At 55.4% G+C, this 18,776-nt stretch carries 20 protein-coding genes; 8 read left to right on the top strand and 12 right to left on the bottom strand.

Features of this window, described 5'->3' with window-relative positions; genetic code table 11:
- The first annotated feature begins 106 nt into the window (after positions 1–106).
- Positions 107–2,206, top strand: a complete 2,100-nt coding sequence (locus MUH00_RS02325; RefSeq protein WP_425603035.1) for an ATP-binding protein — start codon at positions 107–109, stop codon at positions 2,204–2,206.
- Between the two features lie 345 nt (positions 2,207–2,551).
- Here MUH00_RS02325 and MUH00_RS02320 read toward each other — a convergent pair whose 3' ends face one another.
- The 7 genes from MUH00_RS02320 to MUH00_RS02295 form a co-directional block, all read right to left on the bottom strand.
- On the bottom strand, positions 2,552–2,947 hold the full coding sequence (locus tag MUH00_RS02320) for a hypothetical protein (RefSeq protein WP_247002163.1): 396 nt from the start codon (positions 2,945–2,947) through the stop codon (positions 2,552–2,554).
- Positions 2,948–3,089: 142 nt separating this feature from the next.
- Entirely contained in the window at positions 3,090–4,661 is a 1,572-nt protein-coding gene (locus MUH00_RS02315; protein WP_247002162.1) for a sensor histidine kinase, read from the bottom strand.
- A gap of 372 nt (positions 4,662–5,033) precedes the next feature.
- Complete coding sequence (locus MUH00_RS23110; RefSeq protein WP_425603034.1) at positions 5,034–5,390, bottom strand: DUF7344 domain-containing protein; 357 nt, start codon at positions 5,388–5,390, stop codon at positions 5,034–5,036.
- A 9-nt stretch (positions 5,391–5,399) separates the two neighbouring features.
- The gene (locus MUH00_RS23105; RefSeq protein ID WP_425603033.1) at positions 5,400–5,660 is read right to left on the bottom strand and encodes a hypothetical protein; all 261 of its coding nucleotides are present in this window, start codon (positions 5,658–5,660) and stop codon (positions 5,400–5,402) included.
- 85 nt (positions 5,661–5,745) lie between these two features.
- Positions 5,746–5,946, bottom strand: coding sequence for a hypothetical protein (locus MUH00_RS02305; protein ID WP_247002161.1), 201 nt, complete (start codon positions 5,944–5,946; stop codon positions 5,746–5,748).
- 1 nt (position 5,947) lies between these two features.
- Positions 5,948–6,214, bottom strand: coding sequence for a HalOD1 output domain-containing protein (locus MUH00_RS02300; protein ID WP_247002160.1), 267 nt, complete (start codon positions 6,212–6,214; stop codon positions 5,948–5,950).
- A gap of 126 nt (positions 6,215–6,340) precedes the next feature.
- Positions 6,341–6,820 carry an Lrp/AsnC family transcriptional regulator gene (locus MUH00_RS02295; RefSeq protein WP_247002159.1) on the bottom strand — a complete coding sequence of 160 codons (480 nt, stop codon included), beginning with the start codon at positions 6,818–6,820 and terminating at the stop codon, positions 6,341–6,343.
- Positions 6,821–7,455: 635 nt separating this feature from the next.
- Here MUH00_RS02295 and MUH00_RS02290 point away from each other — a divergent pair.
- On the top strand, positions 7,456–8,199 hold the full coding sequence (locus MUH00_RS02290) for a Cdc6/Cdc18 family protein (protein ID WP_247002158.1): 744 nt from the start codon (positions 7,456–7,458) through the stop codon (positions 8,197–8,199).
- A gap of 28 nt (positions 8,200–8,227) precedes the next feature.
- Positions 8,228–8,497 carry a hypothetical protein gene (locus MUH00_RS02285; RefSeq protein WP_247002157.1) on the top strand — a complete coding sequence of 90 codons (270 nt, stop codon included), beginning with the start codon at positions 8,228–8,230 and terminating at the stop codon, positions 8,495–8,497.
- A 134-nt stretch (positions 8,498–8,631) separates the two neighbouring features.
- Here the strand turns inward: MUH00_RS02285 and MUH00_RS02280 are convergent, their stop codons facing one another.
- Entirely contained in the window at positions 8,632–9,633 is a 1,002-nt protein-coding gene (locus MUH00_RS02280) for an ion channel (protein ID WP_247002156.1), read from the bottom strand.
- 42 nt (positions 9,634–9,675) lie between these two features.
- Positions 9,676–10,029: a four-helix bundle copper-binding protein gene (locus MUH00_RS02275; protein ID WP_247002155.1), complete on the bottom strand. Its 354-nt coding sequence runs from the start codon at positions 10,027–10,029 to the stop codon at positions 9,676–9,678.
- A 635-nt stretch (positions 10,030–10,664) separates the two neighbouring features.
- On the opposite strand from MUH00_RS02275, the gene MUH00_RS02270 reads away from it, so the two are divergent.
- The 3 genes from MUH00_RS02270 to MUH00_RS02260 are packed head-to-tail and all read left to right on the top strand — an operon-like array spanning position 10,665 to position 11,579.
- Positions 10,665–11,009: a hypothetical protein gene (locus MUH00_RS02270; RefSeq protein ID WP_247002154.1), complete on the top strand. Its 345-nt coding sequence runs from the start codon at positions 10,665–10,667 to the stop codon at positions 11,007–11,009.
- A 2-nt stretch (positions 11,010–11,011) separates the two neighbouring features.
- Positions 11,012–11,335: a hypothetical protein gene (locus tag MUH00_RS02265; RefSeq protein ID WP_247002153.1), complete on the top strand. Its 324-nt coding sequence runs from the start codon at positions 11,012–11,014 to the stop codon at positions 11,333–11,335.
- Between the two features lie 22 nt (positions 11,336–11,357).
- Positions 11,358–11,579 (top strand): hypothetical protein, encoded by a 222-nt coding sequence (locus MUH00_RS02260; RefSeq protein WP_247002152.1) that lies wholly within the window; start codon positions 11,358–11,360, stop codon positions 11,577–11,579.
- A gap of 73 nt (positions 11,580–11,652) precedes the next feature.
- Here MUH00_RS02260 and MUH00_RS02255 read toward each other — a convergent pair whose 3' ends face one another.
- From MUH00_RS02255 to MUH00_RS02245, 3 genes are all read right to left on the bottom strand, one after another.
- The gene (locus MUH00_RS02255; RefSeq protein WP_247002151.1) at positions 11,653–11,844 is read right to left on the bottom strand and encodes a hypothetical protein; all 192 of its coding nucleotides are present in this window, start codon (positions 11,842–11,844) and stop codon (positions 11,653–11,655) included.
- Between the two features lie 609 nt (positions 11,845–12,453).
- The gene (locus tag MUH00_RS02250) at positions 12,454–12,834 is read right to left on the bottom strand and encodes a DUF1428 domain-containing protein (protein ID WP_247002150.1); all 381 of its coding nucleotides are present in this window, start codon (positions 12,832–12,834) and stop codon (positions 12,454–12,456) included.
- Between the two features lie 90 nt (positions 12,835–12,924).
- Positions 12,925–13,554 carry a helix-turn-helix domain-containing protein gene (locus MUH00_RS02245; RefSeq protein ID WP_247002149.1) on the bottom strand — a complete coding sequence of 210 codons (630 nt, stop codon included), beginning with the start codon at positions 13,552–13,554 and terminating at the stop codon, positions 12,925–12,927.
- Between the two features lie 164 nt (positions 13,555–13,718).
- Between MUH00_RS02245 and MUH00_RS02240 the strand changes: the two genes are divergently transcribed.
- Together MUH00_RS02240 and MUH00_RS02235 are read left to right on the top strand one after the other, a co-directional pair.
- Positions 13,719–14,603 carry an NmrA/HSCARG family protein gene (locus tag MUH00_RS02240; protein WP_247002148.1) on the top strand — a complete coding sequence of 295 codons (885 nt, stop codon included), beginning with the start codon at positions 13,719–13,721 and terminating at the stop codon, positions 14,601–14,603.
- 1,517 nt (positions 14,604–16,120) lie between these two features.
- Entirely contained in the window at positions 16,121–18,622 is a 2,502-nt protein-coding gene (locus MUH00_RS02235) for a methyl-accepting chemotaxis protein (RefSeq protein ID WP_247002147.1), read from the top strand.
- Positions 18,623–18,776 lie beyond the last annotated feature (154 nt).

Raw genomic sequence — 18,776 nt, 5'->3', positions numbered from 1 at the left:
TGCATCGCTATATCTTCCCACAGGCGACCATCACCCAACCGGCAACCGTCGACAGCGGCTTAAGCGTGCGACCGCCGAGGAGAGCGACCCAACGAGCAAAACAGAAATGACGCCCCATGGACCTAACGGACAAACGGCCGCCGAACCGCCAGCAACACGCGATAGCGGCGGGATGAGCCGCATCCTCCTTCTCCTCGATCACGAGGAAAATCGCCGACTGCTCGCGGAATGGCTGTCGTCTGAGTACCAAGTTGTGCAGGCGAATCCTTCAGAGGTGCTCGACGAAACGATTGATCTGTGTCTCATCGATCAATCGTCGCTGCAGCGCTACGACGATGTATTACTGGAAAGCAAAGACGCCGTGCGGCCAGTCTTTCTTCCTTATCTCCTCGTCGTGTCTCAGCGGGATTCGAAACGGCTCGGTTCGGATATCTGGAAACGGATCGACGCCGTGGTCGGTGACTGTATTGACGAACTCATCACGACGCCGATACAGAAGGCCGAGCTACAAGGACGGATCGAGAGTCTGTTACGGGCGCGCCAGCAATCCCTGCAACTGAATGAGCAAACGGAGGAACTGGAGACGTTACATCACATCAACACAGTCATCCGAAACATTACGCGAGCACTCGTCCAAGCATCGACGCGCGAGGAGATCGAGCAAACCGTCTGTGATCGCCTCGTCGAGGCCGAACCGTACCGGTTCGCCTGGATCGGTGAGCCCAATTCGGACACCAAAGAGATCGAACCACTGGCGTGGGCCGGAACTGATACCGGAGATCTGGAGGATGTTACCGTCTCGTTCGATACGAGCGAAACCGGACAGGGGCCGTGCGAAACGGCGGTACACACACGCGAGATGCAGGTCAGTCAGAACCTCTCCGAACAACCGGACTCCGAATCATGGAAAGAACACCTTACAGAAGCTGGACTCCGATCCGTCGTGAGTATTCCACTCGTGTACGACGAGACATTGTACGGTATCCTGAACGTCTACGCTGACCATGCGGATGCATTCGATTCGGACGAACAGGACCTCCTCGAGGAACTCGGCAGTACGATCCCGTATGCGATGCAGACGGTCATCGCGAAAGAGCGGTACCGCTCGTTCGTTGAGGATATTTTCGGTCCCTCGGAAGTAGGCGTCCGTATTCTCGATTCGTCGGGTACCATTGCGTGGCTGAACGAGGCGTTCGAACAGTACTTCGGGGTCGACCGGACAGACACCATCGGTCGGGATAACGCACCGTTCGTCCGGAGTGATCTCAAGCAGATCGTTGCGGATCCGGAGCCGTTCGCCGAGATGGTCACGGCTCCCTACGACGAGACGACCGACATCGAAACGTTCGAGTGCCACGTCCCTCCTGCCGACGATCGTGACGAACGCTATCTTCACCACCGCAGCCAGCCGATCAAATCGGGACGCTATGCCGGTGGCCGCATCGAGCTCTACTATGACATTACAAAGCGCAAGCGTGTCGAAGCCGAACTCGAAGACACGATCGAGAAATTAGAGCGATCGAACGCCGACCTAGAGCAGTTCGCATATGCCGCCTCCCACGATTTACAGGAACCGTTGCGGATGGTCTCGAGCTATGTGCAGCTCCTCGAAGACCGCTATGCGGACGATCTCGATGCCGACGCTCAGGAATTCATCGACTTCGCCGTCGACGGTGCCGACCGGATGCGCGAAATGATCGAAGACCTGCTGGAATATTCACGCGTCAACTCACGTAATAAGGAGATCCAACCGATAGACTGCAACACGGTTTTCGAGCAATCGCTGACGAACCTCCAGATCGAGATCGAGGAGAGCGACGCCGAGATCACTGTCGGTTCGCTGCCGACTATCAACGGCGATAAAACGCAACTGCTCCAGCTCTTTCAGAACCTGATTAGCAACGCGATCGAGTACGCTGGCGACGAACCGCCTCGTGTCCACGTCTCTACCGAGGAGCGAGAGAACGAGTGGCTGTTTTCGGTCCGTGATCAGGGAATCGGAATCGATCCGGACGACGCCGAGGAGATTTTCGAGATTTTCAATCAAGTCGGTGAGATAGGGGAAGACACGGGAACCGGAATCGGACTGTCCATCTGTCAGAAAATCGTCGAATACCACGACGGCGACATCTGGGTCGAGTCAGAACCCGGAGAGGGCTCAACGTTCTTCTTTACGATTTCCGCCAGCAACGAAACCAACTCGTGAGCGATCAGACAATACAGGTTCTTGGAATGCTATCGTCCGTTGGTGTTAGATACGAACTGTAGTGACCACTGATTCAGCCCAACTGAACTGAATCTAACCAGACCGTCATGAGAGGCTCATCCTCTATATTCAGCAAGCAACTCCTATCACTTACTGATGATTTCTACAGAATTGAATTCGATGAAAGATCGTGAGTCGCCAAAATTTCTACTGATGCAGAAGGCCAATGAACCCATTCAACGATCAACTCGACTGGTACGATGAGGACGTCCCAGACGGTCAACCGGTTCTCTCGTCGAACGACGGTGTCACGGAGGAACTCGGTCTCGGCCAGCTCGAGAACGATTACTGGGACGGCGAGTTCGTCCGCAGTGATCTCGCGGTCAACGCCGATCGGGCTGACGCGATCGCCTGCGCGTTGTCCCGCAGGTTGTCCCATCGATCGCAGGGGACGGCGAACTGCTGGCCGTCCTTCTCGAAGTAGACGACCACCCCTGGGTCGTCGGGATTCCGATTGGCGTAGGGCCGGTGTGGTTCCTTCGCGGTGTGCGGCGCCGCGGTCCGCACCTGAACGTTCCGGGCGTCCATCTTCTGTAGCCCATCTAGGATGTTGTCGAACGCGGCGGTTTGAGAGACGCGGAACCCGTGCGGATAGGATTCGCGTTTCTCGGGTGACGTCCGATCGAACCCCTCCGGCCAGTTCAGTAGTGATCCACCGTCAGCGTACTGCTGGCTGCTCATCAGGATCGCCCCTTTTACGCTCGATCGTGACCTCGTCGGCGCCGGCGAGCACCGCGCCCGCGACACAGTGTGGATCAAAGATGCGAATGTAGCACGAGATCCGGCTTGATTTGGAAAGTGGTGATCACTCAGTACAGTGCGCTCAGTTATCGGACTCGTCTGCTACCGGAAGCGTAAAAGCAAACGTTGTTCCATCGTGAGGGTCGGGCTCGACCCAGATGTCGCCGCCGTGGCGCTCGATGATGCGCTCACACAGCGCCAGCCCAATTCCCGTCCCCGCGCCTTCCTCTTGCGTGTGGAGGCTCTGGAACACCTTGAAGATACGGTTGGCGTCCGCAGGATCGATACCGATGCCCTCATCGCGAACCGAGATCGTCCACTTATCGTCCGCTTGCTCGGCTGAGACGTGCACTCGTGGTGGCTCTTCACCGCTGTACTCGATGGCGTTGTCGAGCAGGTTTTGGAACACCTCTCGGAGTTGGTCGGCGTCGCCTTTGACGCGGGGGAGCGTCTCCACGACGATCTCCGCATCCGTTTCCTTGATTTTCAACTGGAGGTCCTTGTGAACGTCTTCGAGAACAGCGTCCAACTCGACCGGCTCTAAGGGGTCTCCACGCGTTTCGACCCGCGAATACTCGAGTAATCCATCTATCATGTCGCGCATCCGGTCAGCACCATCGACCGCAAACTCGATGAACTCCCGGCCGTCCTCGTCGAGGTCGTCGGTATACTGCGACTCCAGCAACTGGAGGTAACTCGTCACCATCCGCAGGGGCTCTTGGAGGTCATGCGAGGCGGCGTAGGCGAACTGCTCCAAGCGTTCGTTGGACTCCTTGAGTTCCTGCTTATACACCTTGTGCTCGAGTTCATTGCTCACCCAGTTGCTGAGCAGACCAATGAACGAGACTTCCCAATCGGAGAAGGCTTCGGTCCGCGCCTCCATCCCGTAGAAGCAGAACGTCCCGTACACTTCTCCATGGACGATGACCGGTGTCCCGAGATAACAGGCGATTCCCCACTCGGGGTCGACCAGTTCCGGAGCCTCGGACTTTACGTCCTGCAGGACAAGCGTCTCCGCAGTCTCGACGACGCGTGAGCAGTTGGGCAGAGTCTCCAGCGGCGTCGTGTCACCCGATTCGAGGTCCACAGTTTCCGGCGCGGCCACGTGTTCAAAGATGTATTCACCAGCATCTTCATTGACACGTGAGAGCGTCGCAAACTTGGTTCCAACTGTCGTCCGGACTACTTCAAGGAGCGAATTTATCTGCTGGGAGAACGGCTGGTCTGCGGCCGCCATCACCTCATTGGCACGTCGGAGAGCTTGCTCCCGTTTCTCGACTTCTTGCTGACGGTCATCCGGGTCAGTGATGTCGCGTACGTACACTGAAAGTCCGGTTTCAGAGGGATAGGCATGGGTTTCGAACCAACCGTCCTGTGGCGGATAGTGCGTCTCAAATGTGACAGCTTCTTGGGTCTTCATCGCACGTTCATGCTCCCACTGGAACGGCGAGTCGGTCAACATGGGAAACTCCTTCCAGATAACTTCCCCACGGAGATCCGCTTGGTCTCGCTGGAACAGGGTTTCAGCTTGGTCGTTGCAATACGTGAACCGCCAGTCTTCGTCAAGCGCGAAGACAGCGTCGGTTACGCGCTCTAAGACCTCTTCTGGAGAACTTTGATCGGGGTATTCACTCGACGTCTCTGGGTCCGTCATTAGATGCACTCAGTGCTTTAAGAGTCATGGGCATTACGCATATCTACTGAACGGCTGGTTCATTGGCTTCGAGATGAAACAAAGAAAGCCGTCGTGCTGAACACATCCTCTGTATTCAGCATGCCAGTGTTGACAGGCACTGGAAATATCTCTGGTCGGCCTGTTACACCGTTGCCCTATCCGTAACAAGCATTTCGTGAGTATTTCTAGATAAAGAAACCGCGATACTATCTACTGATAGCAAGATGAGTCTGCGGTCACGACGACCGCATTAGTCGAGTTTTCCTCTTCGTGAGGCGGCATCCAGTTCGAAACCACCTGTAAATAAATACAGTTAATCAATTAATAGAGTTGTAGTGACACCAAGAGTCGTCAATACGAGACGGTGAGGTCGTGGGGCGAATGTGCGTGTTCTTGCGCACAATCGCCAGCAGCGGTTTGCATGTAACCGTCGATACGTGCCATATCGGCGAGGAACCGGTCAAACCTGTCCGTGTCTCTCAGTTCAATGAAGCCCGTGTTCGCGCCAAACGAAACGATACCCCCATCGACAAGTTTTGGGAGGTGCGTGTGACGAAGGGTGGTCTCGACGGCTTTTCTGTCCGTACTCCGGCCCGCCTCCGTCTGATCTCCAGTCCATTCGGCGATCGCGATCGCGATGTCGACGATTCTTTCGAGCGAGCGAAACACGAGATTCGGAAGCTGAACCTGGAGTCGCTGCCCTGCCATCACCAGGTGCTATACGCGATCGTCCATGAGGCCGGAGAGATCACCGGCCCGGAACTCCACCAGCGGTACGAAGAAGTGGCCGATGAGGCCTACGCAGGGACACCAGTCTATCCACTCGGGAAGCGAGCTCGTCGCGACAAATTCCCGAAACTCAAAGAATACGATCTCGTAAACTACGACGGGCCGACAAGAGACCGTCTTTATTAGGTGATCGACGCCGACGTCGAGCCGATCGTTGATAGTTGGCAGTAGTATGGTTTCTTTATTCAAAATTGGCCGTGAAACTCGTGTTCAGTATAGGTTAAGAACATAGCACTGTCAAGAGCTATCCATCCACTATTTACAATAAGGAATCCTATTCATCAGCCGCACCCGACTCTTCGACCTGGGATGTTGTTTGCTCTAAATTGCCCTCTGTGAGCACGTTAACTTCATCTATTTTGAAGAGTTCCACTTCATGATAGCTTTCAACGTGATCACTGAATAGCTTCTGCGCTTTTACGAAATCTTCAAGCGTTTTTTCCTCATCACAGGTATAGCAGACACAGCGATACATACTAATCCTCGTCTGCCAACCTGGTAATCATAAGGTCTCCACCGCCTGTGAGCTTTATTCTCAACCCCTCATACTCGAATTTGATGTATGCTTGGTGATCGGCTGATTGTAGAAACCGGTCGATGACATCAGCGTCAATCGCATCGTGCAGGGGATTTTCCATCTCTGCTGGGTTTTTATCTTTTTCCTCCGCTACGCAGTAAATAAGACCTGTTGCGGACTCAATTGTATTATCTGCCCCGTCTTCCGATTCAGATATTAACCCCATCACTCACCCAATACTTCGTCCGGTCTAAAATACTTGCCCCAAATGTGGTTTAAATCTACACATACATATATAGGCATTTGAAAATTCGAATCTAACTTAGTGAAAATATGTTCTGCAGCGGCAGTGCTATTCGCTGGACACCACTTCTTCACCGAAATGGTTGAACGGGCGCAAATGAGATTTGCGAAGCAGGGTTTCTCTCTCGATAGTTAGGGGGAGATCGTCTAGTACAGATGCGATTTCGTTGATCTCTTCGGCAGTATTCGTTATTGCCAAGAGGCGGATATTCTCCTTCGCACTTAACATCTCGTCAACGGCGACTATATGCGGAAGTTGAAGGACCTCTTCAGCGATCTCCGACCGATCCTGCGTTGGAGCGGTGCAAGAAAATTGAAGTCGAATCGGGAATCCAGCTTTTTCATAGTTAATGACAGGAACGTAGCCTTCGATAACCCCTTGTTCTTCTAGATTTTTTATCCGGTTACGGATAGTTGTATCAGAGACGGGGAGGTTGTCAGCCATGTCAACCGGAGTCTGATCACGTGCGTTTTGCTGAAGCAGGTGAAGGATACCGTAGTCAAGTTCGTCAAGTCCATCCGCGGCCATACCCCACGTAGCGGTGCAGGCAACTATGATTCTTTGGACAGTAGAAAATGAAAATGGAATGCAATCATCTAAAATTCTCCAGCTAATTCTTTTCCAACTTCTATTACATGGGCAACCCAGCGTAACAGATTGATCCCATTGATGGGGTGAACGCGTCTATAGAACACAAGATTCATCGAACCAGTCCGCACCAAATCACAGTAATTTTTAGGGATAGATTGGCCCTACAAGTGGTCATTCCTGGAAACTTCCTTAATCATATCTATGTTGAGATTTCGAATGGGGACATCTTTTCCGATTGTATACTCGGATGTTTGACCACACTCATAACATTCAATGACGATATCAGTTCGGTGCGCTAGCATCTTTACACCATCTCTCTCTTCACAGGCAGGACATGAGAGCCAGTCCCAAAATCGGTACTCCATACCATTCACTGATTCTTCTCCACTATGACTATTCCGGCGGTTATGGAATTTTATTTATCATCTTGGTGCGTATGTTACGGTCAATTCGCGTCTGTACACAACGAACTGGCCGGTACAGATTGAGTCTGGTCTTCGGTTCCGAAACGACGTCCATTACACCTTTTATATCTGTCATCGAAATCGTCGGTACTGATTAAGAATCGCGTCGTGTTCGAAGACATCTATCCGACGCAGATCCTCCATCGGAACGCCGAGTTGGACGCGCTGTCGCGGCTTCTCGAGCCCGCACAGTACAGTCGATCCGCCGAAAACGCGCTTATCCACGGCCCCAGCGGCGTCGGGAAGACGGCCTCGGCGCGCTGGATGCTCCGCGATCTCCGCCAGCGTGAGGGGGTTAACTCCGCACTGATCGAGTGCTCTGGTGGAACTCGAAACGGAATCCTCCACGAGACGATCGAGAAGTATCCGAAGGGGACAGTCGTCCATCGGAACCAGCCCCACGAGGAACTCCTGAAGATGTTCCAGAAAATCGCCGACGAGCCATTCATCATCGCACTCGACGAGGCCGACGTCATTCCCGACCTAGACGTCCTCGGCGATCTCTTCTCGATCGACGAGGTCTCGGTGATCGCGATCACGCATTCGGATACTGAATGGCTCAATCGGGTCGATCGGAATCTCCGGTCACAGTTCCATGGTGACCGCCAGATCGAGTATCGAAAGTACCGCGTCCCGGAGCTCGTCGATATCCTCGAACCGCGGGTCGAGCACGGACTGATCGGCAACCCGGTTTCAATCGACCAGCTAGAGTGGATCGCTGACGAAACTGGTGGGTTGCACGGTACGCGATCAAATCCGTGCTTGCCGCCGCCGAGATTGCGATGGATCGCGACCATGGGACGATCCGCGAAAACGATGTTCGAGACTCGTTCGATCGCGCCAAGCGCATGATTCGGAAGGCCAATCTGCGATCGCTGCCGTGAAGCATCTTCGGCTGTACGAGCTGGTGCGCGCGGTTGGGCCGGTCAACGGGACCGAGATGAAAACGGCCTACCGCGAGCACAAAGAGGCGATCTTCGAGGGCGAGCGACGCGATCCTGTTACTTGGCGGAGGGCGTGGGACTATCTGAGTAAGATGGCCGACTACGACCTGATTAGAAACCCGGGGACTACGAATTTGAAAGTGTACGAAGTCGTTGATCCAGAGCTAGAAGCGCCTGTCGAGTTCAACGTTTTTGAAACAGTATAACAGTGACTGACATTACATTCCCCGTACCCGGCAACAGGGATGGATCTGAGTCGCCTGATTCGTTACATAGGCATGCATACTTTGCGCGACGAAAATTGTATTTGCGAATTTTGTACATTCTATAACAAGACTGGTTAGTCCTCTTCTGGGGATGGCCATTCTCGCGCGTCGGATTCAACTATGCCAAGCAATGTTCGCCGTCGTTCGTTCAATTCGTCCAGAGACGAAGCGAACTCTTCGTCGGAAACAGTCGGAATATTAACCTCACGAAGGGAAGCGAGATCGGGGGCAGGGGGAGTTCGATCCGCAGAATCAACAAACGTGTGATGGAGCGTTCCGAGATAATTCTGGACGCTTGTCCGCGCACTGTGTAAGATGATTTCGTTCGGCTGATGTGCCTCTGGAATTCCGAATCGAAGAAGCGTTAACGCCTCATCTAACACAATTATACTAATTGTAGGAGTCGTGCTTTCTTGTTGACTATGGAAATAGTGAAGAATGGGGTATGCCTTGTGATTTGTCGTTAGTGTATTGAGTTGTGTCGTAAAGGTATGTAGTGGGAGTTCAAGTTCACGAAATTCTTCTTCGTTCCAACTACGGCGGATAATCTCCGTACTTGTCGTCCCAAGTCCATAGATATTGCTGGCGAGCGACCGTTTCTGTGTAACCGCGTCGAGCAGTGAGAGCATATAGGTGATACTGAGCGTGAGCAAGAGGAGGCCGCTCCCTGTTGCGAGTATGGTGAGTAGTTGCCAAACTCCTTCTCGCGGGACAAGATCACCGATACCCAGGGTGAATATTGTATAGCCCGTGAAGTAAACGCGATCACTCCAGGAAATCGGCCCCCTATTGAGCGTATCCGAAAGAGCGGTTTCAGCACTCGCAAAAATGAGTGTCCATCCACCCCAGAGAAAGACTATCCAAACGAGAAGACTGAAGGAGAGAATCAACGGCCCTGAGAGACTCAAGAAGAGTGAGTTCTTGCGTCCGATTTTTCGCAGTACTCGCCATGTCCATGCCATCAATCGGGAGGTAATCGGACCGGCCCCTCCTGCAATCCAGAGTGTCGTCCAGAGAACGTCGATAACGACAATAGTGAGCAAAACAGCGCCCAAAATGAGATAACCAAGGATCATATGGCTCTCTTAGGAATCATACCGGGAAAGGATTAAACGGGATTACGCCGAGGCCATATCGCGACAGGAGTCAGCACACTCTCGGAGAACATCGGCGCAAATCTGACAATGTTCCTCGTCGTGCTGTTCGCACTCGTCGGCGCACTCCTCGCAGGCCTCCGCACACGTTTCCGCGAGATCGCTACTGTATCCTGAATTTCGAGCCATAAACTGAGCATGCAACGTCGTCAGATCAGCAACGTCCCGACAGAGCCGAACACAGCGGGCCATCTCCTCTCCCATGCCAATGCACTCGTCAGCACACCACTCGCAAGCTTGAGCCGCCTCAAGACAGTTATCGATACACTCTGCCATTCGATCGTTCTCGCCGACGTGCGTAATTTCAGTTAGCGCCATCGCGTATGCTTGTCCTACGGGGACCCTCTTTGTTAGTGAGTGGCAATACGTTAGCGGCTAATTAGTGAGGACGTTCTCTCAGAAGGGGTAAAGCGGTTTTATTGAATCGGTGAACGAACATCGAATATGCCCGATACCGCGTTCCATGTGTTGAGTATCTTATTTGCGATTATTACCGGGACTGGAGCGGGTTTCCTCGCGCTGTTATCACGGAATATCCTCCGAGAATCGCCCTTTGGAAAAGCAATTTTATCGCTCATAGCTGTCATGTGGTTACTGACAATTTACCAGACGCCACCTACCAAGCGATCACCGAGCGCTCGGACGTCAACGGCCAGACATCGTTCGACGACTGGGGTGGTCGTCGTGAGCTACGAACCAATTTCGGAAGAATCGGAAGAAACGGAAACGACCCAGATCGACCTAAGTTCGATCGGCGCCGAGATGACGTCGACGATCGATGCGCTCCCGGTCTGGGACGCCTACAACACGGCGTGCCATGCAGTGTCCGACACGATCGAGCGCGTCATCGAAACGGGGGGGTCTGAATGCAGGTCAACACGCGTCCAAAGCCGAATTGGGAGGAGAGTTACCGGCAGCACAGAGGTCCAGAACCGACGGTTGACGAGGCTGAAGTGGTTGCAGGACCCGAAGATATTTTACCCGGTGGTGGACAGGACAGTGAGACCGATCGCGATCCGCTGTACGTCGGAGACCACGTCCAGGACGTCACCGACGACGATGACGAGAAGACGATGGTCGTCGTCGAAGTCACTGCTCACCAATCGAACGAGTACCGGCTGGAGGGGGCGAACAGGACGGTCGCGGACGTCAACCCGGAATTTGACGAGACTGACGACGTCGTCGAGGTTGTCTACCCGGACCGTACTACGAAGACGATCGACTCGCTGAAGCGCTACGCGTTCCCTCGTGGACGGCTCAAGCGTGTCACTGCCGTTCACGATGTCAGAGGTGAGTAGTGATGGCGGTCACCGAGTCCGTCCAGGAGGCCACCGATGAGCTCGATCGGCGTGCGCTCACCCAGTATATGACCGTTCTCGAAGACGTCAGTCGCGTCCGTGGCTGCGATGGCCAGTACCTCGTTATCTCTCAGCCCGGGTCGGAGTATCTCGTCGACGCGCGACTCGGTGTCTGCGAGTGTCCGGATTATCGGTTTCGTAGTCGAGAGTGCAAACACCTGAAGCGGGGCGCATACGCTACCGGCCAACGGGAGATTCCGGCGATCATCGATCGCGACGACCTCGACGAGCAGCTGGGCGAACACTGCAGCGGTACTCTGCGGTGAGCAGATCTGGAGGGACGCTGAGATGAAGGACGCACTTGCGCCCAGTACAGAGTATCGGATCGTCCGAAGCGAGACGCCTGTCTGGGACGACGGACTCAAAATCGGCGAGCCGACCGGCGAAATCGAGTGTTGCAGCTGTAGGCGCTCAGCGCCGAATATCGACGAAACTCCCCACTGCAAAGACTGCCCGCAGCACTGGGTGAAGACCGACTACTGGCGCGATCGGTTCCTTGTTGAGGAGTAACAGTAGTTGGTAGTACGATTCCAATATTCAAAGTAGAGTTGAACTGAATCGGTCGGTTGGTAACTACGTGTGCTTACTTATCGTCATCAAGTTCCTCAGTAGTGAGTTTGTGGCCAGTTTCCTGTCCGTGTTCAATAATTACTTCTGAGGACTTTTTTCCTTCTTTCGTTATCAGCTTCGAGAAGGCGCATTCAGTACACACGATACGGATTTTCCGTGAGGTTTGCCCAGCTCCATTTGTCGGGGTGTTCCTGTCTTCGGTCATATGTAGGTTAAGGAATCATTCTCCAGACAATGTGTCACACGTGGCAGCGACGTAGAGAGAACAAGGTGCGTTCCGCGACAGAACGAGGATCCGGTTCAAGCAATCCCGTTATCACCGGGACACACCATATGAATTGTTATTCCGTATACAATAGAGATGCCCCAGACGGTTAAAGCTATGTATATGAATAGCACAGCTCACCTCCTCTCTTTGTGTGATACGTGCTTCACCTGTACTGAACATTATTTCCACGGTTTTTATATGTGAAACACATGTTACAATCTACTGGTCACAGTTACTCTTTCATCTCGCTGGATTATTCGGAATAGCAAGAAGTCTCTTTACGAGATGTGATTGCGATTGGTGATATTGTTGCGGATCCTCTGGGTCTTCGATGACAAATTTGTTCCGCCCGACCTGCTTCATCGGGAGAATGAAATTGAACAGCTTCTTCGACGGTTCACGATTCCATATCCAAGTAACTTTTAGGGATGTTCTCCCAGCATTGGGAACCTATGCGTCGTTCGAAGACCCAGATGGTACGAATTCGTATTGACCGATTCCCCCTGACCGAAATCGGGCCATCGTACCTCAGCAGAGGTCACTTCATCACTCCTCGTAGCTGACGATGGAGCGGAAGCCGCCGTACGCCATGCGCTCGAGGTCGACGGGCATCTCCTCATCGTAGTTTTCCGGGTCCATCGCGGGATCATCCATTACCTTTGCGTTCACCTCGTCTCGGTGCTCTCGAGATTCGAACACAATAAATGAGAACACGACCGTTTCGTCGTCCCCGGTTTCGGCGAGCTGTGGGAAGAGCCGCATCGACATGTCGCCCATGTCTGGCTCCATGTCGTCTCCCACTCCTTCGAAATACTCAAGGGCGCCGTGTTCGATCCAAAGCTGTCCGGCCTCATCGGCTATTTCGCGGTACGCATCAAGCTTATCGTTCGGGATCGGGAGGACGAATCCATCGACATATCGTTCCATAGCATACATAGAGAGGTCGCGACAGGAGTTGAACCTTTTTTACACCAATCGAGACCTACCTCATCAGTAGAGGTTACCTTGGTGAACGGTTCACACGGCTGGTTCGCCGAGGAAGTTCTTGATGATGCGGCCTTCAGCGCGGTGGAGAATGCGACTTGCTCCACCTTTGCTGACATCCAGCGCAGCCGCAAGCTCGGTGAGCGTGCACTCGCGCGGGCTATCGTAGTACCCGTGCTCAACCGCCGCGGTAATGAACCGCCGTTGGCGATCCGTCAGTAGGTCTGTTGGGTCGGTTGACTGTGTGACCGAGCCGATTTCATACGGGATCCCCTCGGCCTCGAATGCGTCTTTGAGTCGGGATAGCTGCTCGTGTGAAGTAGTTATGTCACTGAACATCCACCCATCTCGAAGGGTCAGGGGATACTGCAGGAGGGGCCCCGAGGAAAGAAGTGCACGATGCAGCGGGGGGAGGAACTGGTGGGAGTACTGAATGAGCAACGTCTGCTCATCGGCGTGCAGCACGTCGTAGGACGGCAACCACGATGCTTCGTCGAAGTGTCGAATGATGGCTGCGGTGTCAAACGTCTGAACTTCGAGGACTACTTGAATGCCATCTCTTGTCGGGAGGGTCGCTAGAATCCGGAACTCATCGTCCGGGCGCTCGGTTGAGAGTGCGCCTGGCCCGTCAGAGAATTTGAATTTAACCTGTGCACTTGGCATATACCACTGTTTTCGACTCCCAGCCTTATCCGCATGGTGTTGAACATGTTTACGGTAATCACCAAGCTGCATCCCCCCGTAGTACATATCATGGTGAGACAAATGCAGCACGACGAACGTGCCGCCAGAATCCGACAATTAAACAGGGGCCCGGAGGATTCGCTATGAGTCAGTTCAGCGTCTTAGTCGTCGGAGCGACTGGCCGCCAGGGTGGGGCGGTTGCTAACCACCTATTATCCGGCGAGTACGGCGACTTCGATGTCCACGCGTTGACGCGCAGTCCCGAGAGCGATCGCGCGCAGGCGCTTGCCGATCGGGGCGCGACGCTCGTTGAGGGAAACCTCCTGGATAAAGCCAGTCTCACGCCAGCGGTTGAGACCGTTGACGCGGTATACTGCGTCACGATTGAGGCTGAGAGCGGTACGACACCTACTGAGGCAGGGATTGAGGCTGAGATCGAGCAAGGAACGAACATGGCAGAGGTCGCGGCCGAAATCGGCATCGAGCAGTTCGTGTTTAGCTCCGTCGCCGGAGCCGAGCGCGACACCGGGATTCCTAACTTCGAGTCGAAGTACGACATCGAACAGCGAATTCACGGCCTTGGGCTTCCTGCAACGATCCTTCGCCCCGTCACGATCATGCAGAACTACGAGCGCCAGCGCGAAGTGATCCTGAACGGAACCCTTGTGTCCCCCCTGGCTGAGGGCGTCTCGATGCAGATGGTCGATGCCTCCGACATCGGCGCGCTCGCCGTCACTGCGTTGGCGACCCCCGAGGAATACGTTGGTGAGACCGTTGAAGTGGCCGGCGATGAGCACACGCTCGAAAGTGCGGCTGAAGTTTTCACTGACGTGACAGAGACTAAGGTTGACGCCCAGCACGTCCCGATCGAGGTCGCCCGTGAGGAGATGGGGGAGGTGTTAGCAATGATGTTCGAATGGATCAACGAGTACGGATACGGTGTCGATGTTGAGGCACTGGAACGTGACCGTAATATCGATCTTACCCGGCTTGAGACGTACCTTCGAGAACATGACTGGGACCAGTGAAAACACATAGTGCGAATGTTGCACGGATCTGGCTTGATTTGCGGAGGTAGTGACTGCTCAGCACAGACAAAGTCGGTGACGGTTCGGAAGTCGATCTCACCGATAGCTGTCAAAAACATCGTGCTGAATACAGGGAGCGTATCAGTCACAGACTAGGGTTCCATCGGTGTAGATAAGCTATTAACCACCTGTAGAGAACGAAACACGTGAATCGACGAAGGTTCCTCGCTCGTACCGCGGGTGTATCCCTCGCCGCTCTCTCCGGTTGTATTAGCGATCCGGGGATGAATGGTGGATTGCTTCAAGTGTTGTCCACCGATACGCCGCCTCAGACGACGGTTACTGAAGCCTCTGATGGACGTATTACGGATGTTGAGCCGATACGAAGAGGACTTCAACAGGCGCGTCAAAACGGTCAAGCGGATATCGAAGTGACTGAACGTGAGTACGATACGGTAGCTCACGCTCTGTCGGCCCTTCCGTGGTACTCACGACTCGAACACGACTCTGACTACATCTCGGGTCTCTATATCCGATATGGAGACGTTGTGTACGTAGTCGTTCTCACGTCCTACTGTACTGACTCGTGGCTTTGGGACGCCCACAGCGACAGAGGAGAATACGGATGGGGCGGCTGTTTCGAAAAGGACTGAACGCATGGGAAAGGTAATCGACGTAAAGTCGTCTTGAGAGCGGTGACTGACTAGACTATTGTACGTCGTGACCGCTTGCTGAATACATCCTCTGGATTCAGCACGCTGCCTTTGACAGCATCTGGAAAGGTCGATTACCAGCCCGATGACTTTACCACTTATACTGAACACGCGTTTCACGGCCTCTCTAGGTAAAGAATCCGTGCTAATCCCTACCGATACTACCAAAATATCATCCTGTTTGATTATTCGGAAACACAAGGAGTCTTTTCATGGAACGTGATTGTGATCGGTGATATGATCGCAGATCCGCGTGTCTTTGATGACAAATCCGTCCCGTCTGATCTGCTTCATCGAGAGAACGAAGTCGAACAGCTTCTTCGACGGTTCACGACACCGTATCCCACTGAGTCGGATGTACTTATCTCCGGCCCGAGCGGGAGAAAACTGTCGTAACGCGCCTGCAACTCGAGGCGATCGCGGACGAGGTCGCCGGCGTCGAACGGGGGGCATTCGGTCGTTGCGGGCGGCCGCCGAGCTCACACAGGAACGCGATCGGCCGCAAGACGATCCGAACGGCGCGCTCGTCTCCGATGTCCGCGCGTTATCCGCGGCGATCGACCGCGCCGATCGTCGACTCCCGCGTGTAGGGTGAACGGGGTTAATGTACGAATCGACGCGAGAAACGCGGGACACAGTTGCGGATCACGAGACGTACAGTTGTTGGATAGTACGGACGACCCGATGCGAGCGGCCCCAGCCCTCCGAGTATCTCTTCGGGTACATATAATGAAACCTACTTTTGTTTAATGCCGTCATCTACAAATACACTTTTAGTATGCGAGTGTCACGATGTATCCGAACATGGGGAAACGCAATACATTCTCTCCGATAGGGCGTCTCAGGGGGAGCTTTTCGCTCAAACTGGCAGTCCTGTTCTGCATCGTTCTCGTGATCATCGCCACGTTTGGCGGGCTCATCTACATGCAAACTGGCGCCGCTCTCGAGAAGAGCACGAAAGACAACATGGAACGGTCGACGGTGTTGCAAGCGAACACGATCAGCGAATGGGTCGAGCGGACGGAAGAGAAGACCCGACACCTTTCTGCGGCCGATCCCGTTCTGCGCGGCGACGAATCCGAGATCGAATCGTTCCTCCGGGAGGAACGTGCTGAGAGCGCCGGTTCCATCGCCGCGATCCACTACTTCGACGCGAACGATCGAACCGTGATCGGGAGCAGCGAGGACGGCGTCTCGACGAGCGCGTACGCGGATGCGTCCGTCGAGTGGGTGACCGAGGGGATCGCGACCGACGAGGCGGGACACGTGACCGTGACCCATCCCTACCACGATCCGGTGGCCGACGTGCCGGCGGTCGCGTTCGTCAGTTCGGTTCCGGACGACCCCGATCGAGTGATCGTGGTCGTCGTCGACCTCGAAACGCAGACGAACCAACTGGAGCGACCGTCCGTCTCGGAGGGAGCGTTCACCCACGTTGTCGACTCCCGGGGAACTGTCGTCATGAGCCACGACAAGGGGGACATCAACACCCAGAATATGGGGGGCGACGCCGAGCTCTCGGTCGAGTCGATGGCGGTCAAACGCGGCATCCGCGGTGAGACGGGCTACCTCGAGATGGAGATGGACGCCCACGGCATGATGGCCATGGGATACGCTCCGATCCCGGAGACCAACTGGGTCGTCATGACGCACATCCCCGCCGAAGCGGCGTACGCGCTCCAGGACGATATCACGCAGTCGGTGCTCGCGCTGGTGGCGTTCTCGCTGCTCGGGCTCGGGCTCATCGGTGCGATCGTCGGACGCAACACGTCCCGATCGATCGGCCGGCTGGTCGAACAGACCGAAAAGCTCGAAGACGGCGATCTCGACGCCGAACTCGAGACCAGTCGATCGGACGAGATCGGCCGGCTCTACGACGCGTTCGACAGCATGCGCGTCTCGCTGCGCGAGCAGATCGAGGAGGTCGAACGGGCGCGCCAGCGGGCCGAGCAGGCTCGGGACGAGACGACCCGTCTGAACCGTCACTTAGAGCAGAAGGCCGACGAGTACAGAACCGTGATGCGCGAGTGCGCCGAGGGCGATCTCACCCGTCGGCTGGACCCCGAAAGCGAGAGCGAGGCGATGTCGGACATCGCCGTCGAGTTCAACGAGATGATCGCCGAACTCGAGGAAACCACCGAGCAGCTCTCGCAGTTCGCGACCGCCGTCGCGGCGGCGAGCGAGGAAGTGACCGCCGGTACGGAGGAAGTCCACAGCGCGAGCGAGCAGGTCGCGGGATCCATCCAGGAGATCGCCGACGGCGCCGAGCGCCAGAACGAGAACCTGCAGACGATCGACGCCGAGATGGACGGGTTGTCGACGACGACCGAAGAGATCGCTTCCTCCTCGAACGAGGTCGCGACCCTCGCCAGGCGAACCGCCGAGACGGGCCGAACGGGTCGAGAGACCGCACAGAACGCCATCGAGGGGATGGGAGATATTTCGGACGAATCGGAGCGGGCCGTCGCGGAGATCGAGCGGCTCGAAACCGAGATCGAACAGATCGACGAGCTCGTCGAGAGTATCGGCGAGGTGGCCGAGCAGACGAACATGCTGGCGCTGAACGCCAACATCGAGGCCAGCCGCTCGGCCAACTCGGGCGAAGGGTTCTCCGCCGTCGCAAGCGAGGTCAAAGAACTCGCCGAAGAGACCAAAGTGACCGCCGAGGACATCGAGAACCGCATCGAGGCGATCAAGACCCAGACCGGACGCACGGCAGAAGGGGTACAGCGAACCAGCCAGCAGATCGCCGACCACCGCGAGGCGGTCGCGGAGGCGGTCGAGGCGCTTGAGGAAATCGCGAGGTACGCGGCCGAAACGAACGACGGCGTACAGGAGATCTCGGCCGCGACCGAACAGCAGGCGGCGTCGACGCAGGAAGTCGTCTCCATGATCGACGAGGTTTCGACCATCTCCAGGGAGACCACGAACGAGGCCGAGACCGTCGCCGCCGCCGGGGAGGAGCAGACGACCGCCCTCACCGAGATCACCCACTCGGCCAACACCCTCTCACAGCAGGCGTCGGAGCTGTCGTCGAAGCTCGACGAGTTCGAGACGGACGCGGACATCGACCTGGACCGATCGTTCTCCGCGGACACGATCGACGTCCGCGACGAGGGATCGGCGTTCGACGACCTGTTGCAGGATCGCAACGCGACCGAGGGCGACGAGTCGAACGCGGATACCGACGACCGACCCGCGCAGTCCGAATCCGGCGCCGACCGCGACGACGTGTTCACCTTCGTCGACTCGACCGAGGCGGACGACATCCCGGTCGACGACTCGGATCAGAAAACCGAGCGCTAACGCGCACCGAAACGATTTTCGGTGCCCTCGGTTCGATTCGAACGTGTCCGGTCGGCGAGCCCGGTCGAGCGATCGGCGAGCGAAAATCGGGGATCGGCGAATCCGGATCGAGCGATCGGCGACGTCGAGAGCGCTCGGGCGTAGCGAGGGAGGC

This window comes from Halosolutus gelatinilyticus (genome assembly GCF_023028105.1).
Classification (GTDB): Archaea; Halobacteriota; Halobacteria; order Halobacteriales; family Natrialbaceae; genus Halosolutus; species Halosolutus gelatinilyticus.
Note: the sequence above shows the minus strand (reverse complement) of the source record. Positions and strands in the feature narration are given on the sequence as shown.

Coding starts and splice junctions, on each gene's coding strand:
- MUH00_RS02315 (WP_247002162.1), bottom strand. CDS start 4,661: ATGACGGACCCAGAGACGTCGAGTGAATACCCCGATCAAAGTTCTCCA.
- MUH00_RS02245 (WP_247002149.1), bottom strand. CDS start 13,554: ATGCCAAGTGCACAGGTTAAATTCAAATTCTCTGACGGGCCAGGCGCA.
- MUH00_RS02295 (WP_247002159.1), bottom strand. CDS start 6,820: ATGGCCGCGGATGGACTTGACGAACTTGACTACGGTATCCTTCACCTG.
- MUH00_RS02235 (WP_247002147.1), top strand. CDS start 16,121: ATGGGGAAACGCAATACATTCTCTCCGATAGGGCGTCTCAGGGGGAGC.
- MUH00_RS02300 (WP_247002160.1), bottom strand. CDS start 6,214: ATGGGGTTAATATCTGAATCGGAAGACGGGGCAGATAATACAATTGAG.
- MUH00_RS02275 (WP_247002155.1), bottom strand. CDS start 10,029: ATGGCGCTAACTGAAATTACGCACGTCGGCGAGAACGATCGAATGGCA.
- MUH00_RS02260 (WP_247002152.1), top strand. CDS start 11,358: ATGAAGGACGCACTTGCGCCCAGTACAGAGTATCGGATCGTCCGAAGC.
- MUH00_RS02280 (WP_247002156.1), bottom strand. CDS start 9,633: ATGATCCTTGGTTATCTCATTTTGGGCGCTGTTTTGCTCACTATTGTC.
- MUH00_RS02255 (WP_247002151.1), bottom strand. CDS start 11,844: ATGACCGAAGACAGGAACACCCCGACAAATGGAGCTGGGCAAACCTCA.
- MUH00_RS02240 (WP_247002148.1), top strand. CDS start 13,719: ATGAGTCAGTTCAGCGTCTTAGTCGTCGGAGCGACTGGCCGCCAGGGT.
- MUH00_RS02250 (WP_247002150.1), bottom strand. CDS start 12,834: ATGGAACGATATGTCGATGGATTCGTCCTCCCGATCCCGAACGATAAG.
- MUH00_RS02320 (WP_247002163.1), bottom strand. CDS start 2,947: ATGAGCAGCCAGCAGTACGCTGACGGTGGATCACTACTGAACTGGCCG.
- MUH00_RS02305 (WP_247002161.1), bottom strand. CDS start 5,946: ATGTATCGCTGTGTCTGCTATACCTGTGATGAGGAAAAAACGCTTGAA.
- MUH00_RS23110 (WP_425603034.1), bottom strand. CDS start 5,390: ATGGCAGGGCAGCGACTCCAGGTTCAGCTTCCGAATCTCGTGTTTCGC.
- MUH00_RS02265 (WP_247002153.1), top strand. CDS start 11,012: ATGGCGGTCACCGAGTCCGTCCAGGAGGCCACCGATGAGCTCGATCGG.
- MUH00_RS02325 (WP_425603035.1), top strand. CDS start 107: ATGACGCCCCATGGACCTAACGGACAAACGGCCGCCGAACCGCCAGCA.